6 protein-coding genes are annotated in these 6,009 nt (G+C 54.3%); 3 read left to right on the plus strand and 3 right to left on the minus strand.

Annotated features, from left to right (window positions below):
- Position 1: 1 nt before the first annotated feature.
- A complete protein-coding gene (locus VFO10_RS31245; RefSeq protein ID WP_325145965.1) occupies positions 2-1,210 on the plus strand; it encodes a PLP-dependent aspartate aminotransferase family protein in 1,209 nt (402 codons plus the stop codon).
- Here VFO10_RS31245 and VFO10_RS31250 read toward each other — a convergent pair.
- The 3 genes from VFO10_RS31250 to VFO10_RS31260 all read right to left on the minus strand — a co-directional run bounded on the left by VFO10_RS31250 (position 1,203) and on the right by VFO10_RS31260 (position 4,764).
- A complete protein-coding gene (locus tag VFO10_RS31250) occupies positions 1,203-2,093 on the minus strand; it encodes a DMT family transporter (protein ID WP_325145966.1) in 891 nt (296 codons plus the stop codon). The genes VFO10_RS31245 and VFO10_RS31250 overlap by 8 nt on opposite strands.
- Before the next feature lie 87 nt (positions 2,094-2,180).
- Entirely contained in the window at positions 2,181-2,498 is a 318-nt protein-coding gene (locus VFO10_RS31255; RefSeq protein WP_325145967.1) for a hypothetical protein, read from the minus strand.
- A 10-nt stretch (positions 2,499-2,508) separates the two neighbouring features.
- Entirely contained in the window at positions 2,509-4,764 is a 2,256-nt protein-coding gene (locus VFO10_RS31260) for a trypsin-like serine protease (RefSeq protein WP_325145968.1), read from the minus strand.
- A 271-nt stretch (positions 4,765-5,035) separates the two neighbouring features.
- Here VFO10_RS31260 and VFO10_RS31265 point away from each other — a divergent pair, with 271 nt between their 5' ends.
- Both VFO10_RS31265 and VFO10_RS31270 read left to right on the plus strand, forming a co-directional pair.
- Entirely contained in the window at positions 5,036-5,440 is a 405-nt protein-coding gene (locus tag VFO10_RS31265) for a GntR family transcriptional regulator (protein WP_325145969.1), read from the plus strand.
- Positions 5,440-6,009: ABC transporter ATP-binding protein (locus VFO10_RS31270; RefSeq protein WP_325145970.1), on the plus strand; the 570-nt coding region annotated here is incomplete at its 3' end. The genes VFO10_RS31265 and VFO10_RS31270, both read left to right, overlap by 1 nt.

The following is a 6,009-nucleotide window of genomic DNA, read 5'->3' on the forward strand; positions in this document are numbered from 1 at the left end:
GATGCATTTATCCACGCGTTCGATTCACATTGGCAATGAAAAAGATCCTCTGACCGGCGCGGTGATTCCACCGCTATACCTGGCCGCGACCTTCGCGCCTCCCGGTGAATTCAGTGAAGCCGCATTTGATTACAGCAGAAGCGGCAATCCCACCCGGGCCGGCCTTGAAACCACGCTCGCCGCGCTGGAAGAAGGCGTCGGGGCGCTGGCCTATGCCTCGGGCATGGCGGCCATTCACGGGGCTTTGATGCTTTTGAAAAGCGGCGATCATGTGATTGCCGGCACTGATATTTACGGCGGGACCTATCGCATCCTGCACAAGATCCTGAGCCGCGTGGGCATTGAAACCTCGCTTGTGCCCTTCGATGATCTGGAAGCGGTGGAAGCCGCGATCCGTCCGACCACGCGCATGATCTGGGCGGAAAATCCGGGCAATCCCCTTCTTTCCCTGGTCGATATTGAAGCCTTGGCCGAAATCGCCCATCGACATGATGCCTTGCTCGCCGTGGATAATACCTTCGCCACACCCGTCGCCACCCAGCCTTTGAAACTCGGAGCGGACATCGTCATGCATTCCGCGACCAAGTTCTTAGGCGGACATTCCGATCTTTTGGGTGGGGCCCTGGTCGTTCGGGACAAGGCACTTTTGAAAGAACTTTATTTCATTCAGAATGCCACCGGGGGCGTGATGGCTCCGCTGGACTGTTACCTCTGTGCGCGCGGGATTAAAACGCTCGAAGTGCGTTTCCGCGAACAATGTAAAAGCGCACTTTGGATTGCCCAGTTCCTGGAAAACCATCCCGCCGTGAAAAAAGTCTTTTACCCCGGCCTTCCCTCGCATCCTCAATACGACATTGCTCAGAAACAATTGCGCGGACTTTATGGAGCGGTCGTAAGCTTCGAACTCAAAGCCGACTTCCTGGCCACCAAACGTTTCATCAGCGCCACCCGACTCTTCCAACGAGCGGTGAGCGTCGGTGCCGTCGAATCCTTGATCGAACAGCCGGCATCCATGTCGCATGCAAGTTACGACAAGGCTGATCGCGTGAAGGCCGGCATTGATGATGGCTTGATCCGCCTGTCGATCGGTCTGGAGCATGTGCAGGATCTGATCGAGGATCTTCAGGGTGCGTTTCAACACACTCTGAATCACGAGGCCGTGCACACGCCCGAAGTCAACTGGGACCTGGAAGCCGGTTACTTCAGCTAAGCGCCGGCCGCGGCACAGGCCTTGCGATCAGCAAAAGCCCAAGAAGGATACCAATACCCCCCAGCACCTGGCTGGGGGTTAAGCGTTCTCCTAGAAAAAGCGAAGCGAGCAGAACGCCCGAAAGGGGTTCGGTGGTGCTGAGGAGCGCGACCTCCCAGTTCTGCAGTTTTTGCAGACCGGCCAGAAATAAACTCATGGCCAGGACGGTTCCAATGAAGGCAATCGACAGAATAATCCACCAGGCGTTGGTCCACAGCATCTGCACGCGTTCCAGGTCATGCACGAAGAGGAGGGAGAGAATCAAGGCCGCAAAGGTTTGAATGTACGGCACGGAAATATCCGCAGGCACCTTCCGCAAAAGCCGACTCGATAGAAGAATATAGAGGGAATAAAAGAGCGCCGCACAAAGAGCGAAAACCAGGGCGCTGGCCTTTTCCACTGCAATCTCCCCCCACACCAAGGCCACCGTCCCGACCAGAACCAGCGGCAAGGCCCAAAGTTTCTGCCGCGGAATTTTTTCCTGAAACAGAAATCGCGCGCCGATGGTTACCATTACAGGATAGGTATAGAGAAGAAGCACCGACAAAGACGCCGACAGCCCACCCAAGGCCGAAAAAAAGCACCAGGCAAAGAGCGCATAACCGAAAACGCCGAGGAGCGCACATGATAAAAGCTGGCGCCAGGGTAGAATCAAACGCCGGGGATCCCGCAGGGCATGCCATCCAAAAAGCATAAGCGCCGCAAAAGTAAAGCGCAGGGCGAGCAGTTCCCCAGCTGTGGCTCCGTGCTCATAAAGCAGTTTTCCAAAAAGCCCCAGACAGCCAAAACAAAGTCCGGATGCGATGACCTGCTGAATACCCAATCGACGGTTTGGCTGTGACACTTTGCCCTCCCATGAAGCTCTCCTGTTCCGAGAATTCATGGCTTTGAGGGCGCTGTCAATCTTGGAAGAGTAAAAACCGAAGAATAACTAGCTGGCACTATTCTGCTTGATCAGCTTGCGCTCTTCTTTGCACTGATCGAGCAAGGTCAGTCGTTCCTTCAGTCCAAGGCGCTTGATTTCAGGGTGATCGTACGAAGTGGCCCGGAAAAGGTTCGTCAGATAGCCCTTTTTCGGATGATAGGCCACCGAGAGTGGGCACTTGGGATTTGTTCCAGGCTGAACGCCGGGAGGCGTGACTGGTCCCGGCAGCTCGGTCGTGGCTTCTTTCCTCGCACTTTTCTTCTCACACGCTGGAATGGAAAGTGCCAGCACGCAGAGTATACTGATTTTGAGACCAGGTTTCATAGGTCACCCTTTAAAAATAGTTATTGAAGTCTTTTGCATAGCGAAACACGCGCTGCCCTACTTCAGCTCGCAGATGATATCGCCCATTGCCGACTGGCTCGAAAACTTCATTCAAAAGCGCTGTGACGAAACTGTCAGGAAGATCCCAGTTTCGATTCCTGGTTATTTGCCCAAATGCCGTCGTACCCAGCAGGAAGACGACCTCCTCATCGCTGAGTTCCTGGGTCAGGAGTTCGGGAAACTGCGCCTTAAGATCCCGGTGCAGGTAAAAGAAGTCGATCTCAGGGTAACCATAAGACCCCGTTGCGTCCACCAGAACGCCCCGCCGTTTGAGTTCCTCACGCACCTTGGTGAAGCGATTGTCGAGATCGTCCACGGCCACGTACTGAAGCTTGGGTAGCTTAAGCAGGGGATCCAGACTCTCAAGGGGGCTGCCATGCAAACTGACGATTTCAAGATTCTGGAGCGCCGTGATGGTCGAAATATCCCGGATCTGATTCCAACCCAATTCCAGTTGAGTCAAGGACTTTGGAAGCTTTTCGACATCCAAGGTTTCAATGCGGTTGTTTCTGAGCCAGAGACTGCGCAGGGACGTGAGATGACTCAGATCAGGCACCGAACTGAAGTTGACATTGTCCGCATTCAAGATTTCCAGCGCCGGCATCTCGCCGAGCTTGATCGTCTCCAGGGGATTGTCACTGAAGTCCAATTTATAGAGCCTGGGCAGCTTGTCCAGGACCAGACTCGTCAGCTGATTCTTTTCCAAGGCAAGCCAGCCGAGATTGGCTTTGTCCGACAGCGCAAAGCTCGTCAAGCGGTTCTGGTAAAGAAAGAGCGTTAAGAGTTGGGGCAGTTCCTGCGTGAATGAAGCATTCGTCAGTTCATTCTGCTCCAGGCGTAATTCCTGCAATCCTGAAGGCAGAGCGCCTACAGTTGCGATTCGATTGCGTCCCGCTTTAAGAACGGTGAGCTGATTCATCGCACTCAGATCAGGGATCTGCCTGACCTGATTATTCCAAAACCTGAGCGTCGTCAGGCTTTTCCAATTATTCGCAGGAATTTCCTGCAGCTGATTATTATCCACGATAAGTTTCCGCAGGGAGTTGGACTGGGCTATCCAGCTGAGGTCTTTCACCCTGTTCTGGGCAAGATTGATCTCCTCCGTGATGGAGGCTCCTTCCCATGCGCTGAGATCATCAATCCTGTTGAAACTCAGATCGAGTTTACGGAAGCGCCCTCCCTGCAGGAGGCTAAGATCGCGAACCTGCAGACCAGCGAGATTGAGATCACGATTCTGACTCAATGCCTCTTTAATTTGACTGCAATCGCTCTGATGCAGGGCTCCAGCGACAGCGTCCAGAAGAGTTTGGCCATCGGGACTCTTCGTGAGCCCCGAGCATACAGTCCTGGCTTGCACGGTTTCGACGATCCCCGCGTCGTCACAGCGAATATGGGAAGCGAAATCGAGGGTATTCGCATTCTGATTCACGATCTTTTTAATCCAACATAGATTGGGATAGATCAGCGCATAGGTGTTGAAGACGGACGTTCCCGGAAAGCAGGGCGACCCCGTGCTCAACACTCCCCCCAGGAGAAAAGCCCCGCTTTCGCTTTGGGGAAAGACCAGTGAGCCTCCACTATCGCCGCTGCAGGCGCCCGTGTTATCGCCCGAGACCTGCACCACGCCTTCATCCAATCTATGAATGCCCACTTCGGTGTGATGCCTTAAGGTATTGCCTTCGCGTTGGACAGCGTCCTCTTGAGAAGTTGCGCCAAAGCCGGCGATGAAGACGGATTTTTTCGCGAGCGTAGAGAAATCCTGAAGGGTCGCGCCCCAGTCGTAGGCCTGATCTATCAGCTGATAAGGTTCCACCGAAAGGATGGGGCTCTTGAGTTCGAGGAGAGCCACATCATAGGCCTGCCATGACTCGCCATTCAACTGGATGCTGCTCTGGGGAGCTTCATCAAGATAAGGCAGAATGTAAACCGCTTTCACCTCGGCCGATTCCTGAGGTTTCCTGGAATCCGTGCCGGCATGTACGGACAGGTTTTCCCGGATGCTGGCGACGCAGTGCCGAGCGGTCACGGCATGATAGGGAGAAATTAACGAAGCCGAGCAAAGGCTATTGCCAAAAACAGTCAGAGCCAGGGTTGCCCGAAAACGCTCGTCACCCGTCGCACCATTCATGATGTTCAGGTCGGAAACGGATTGCGGTCCGCAGGATATACTCAGAAAACTCAGCAATAAAAAACACTTAAGGCGCATAAACCATCCAAAAAAAGGGTCGGGACAGCCGAATCGCAGAACGTCCATTGGGTATACCCGAAATTCACGATCCCAGCTCTGTTCCAACCCTCTTCTGAGAACGTTTTTAGAATCCGCGGACCAATCATTCAACATATTGTATTTATTTACTTTTACAAGAATTCTGCAGCTTTTTTGACCAAGCCCCCTTGATAAAACTTGCTCCCCATCCGATACTACTGTACATACCCACCATGTACGGTGGATACACAGTCCCCGGGGGAGGGTTCCGGTGCTACTCAATATCAACGACCATGGAAGCGAACCGCTCTATCTGCAGATTGTCCGGCAGGTTTCAGCCCAAATCATAACGGGTGCTTTGCCCGAGGGTGAGCCCCTGCCGTCGATCCGCGAGCTGGCTCGGCGTGAACGCATCAGCGTGATCACGGTCCAGAAAGCGTATGAGGAACTGGTCCGACAGAATTTGATCGTGTCCCGGCGGGCCAAAGGATTTTTCGTGGCTGACCTGCCCAAGGGCAGCAAAGAGGATCTCGCACGATTGCACTGCAGGGAAGCGCTGGAAAAACCTGTGCGCGATAGCTTGAGTGAGGGGCTTGATTTGAAAACGATCCTACAGATTGTCAGGGATATCGTCGCGGACAGCGGGACCGCAGAGCCAACAAAGGAGACGGAATAATGGACTCTATCCTGACCGTGAATGATCTCGTGTGTCGCAGGGGGGAATTTCGTCTTGGCCCTTTGAACTGGCAGCTGCCGGCAGGGATTTTCTCCTGCCTCGTCGGACCGAACGGGGCCGGCAAATCCACGTTCATGCAAAGTCTCATGGGTCTTCTTCAGATTCAGAGTGGATCATGGACGCTCGCGGATCGTGAGGTGAATCCGCGCAAGGGAGACTGGAAAGAGCACATCGGTTACGCCTTTGACGGCCAGGTTCATTACGAACGTCTGAGCGTTGCCGATAACATTGCGCTTCATGCCGGTCTTCGATCGACCTGGGATGCCGCCCTGGGCCGGGAACTGCTGGAGGCTTTTGATCTGAATCCGAAGCTCATGGTGGCGACGCTGTCGCGCGGGCAAAGGCAGGCGCTCGGCCTTATCCTGGCTCTGGCGCACAGACCGCGCCTCGTGCTTTTGGATGAAGTGACCAACGGCATGGATTCAAGGGTGCGCAAAGCCTGGACCGAGATCATCCTGCGCCTGATGGCCGAATCCGAGATGAGCGTTCTCATGGCCACGCACGTCATG

It is taken from the genome of Oligoflexus sp., assembly GCF_035712445.1.
Taxonomy (GTDB): Bacteria; Bdellovibrionota_B; Oligoflexia; order Oligoflexales; family Oligoflexaceae; genus Oligoflexus.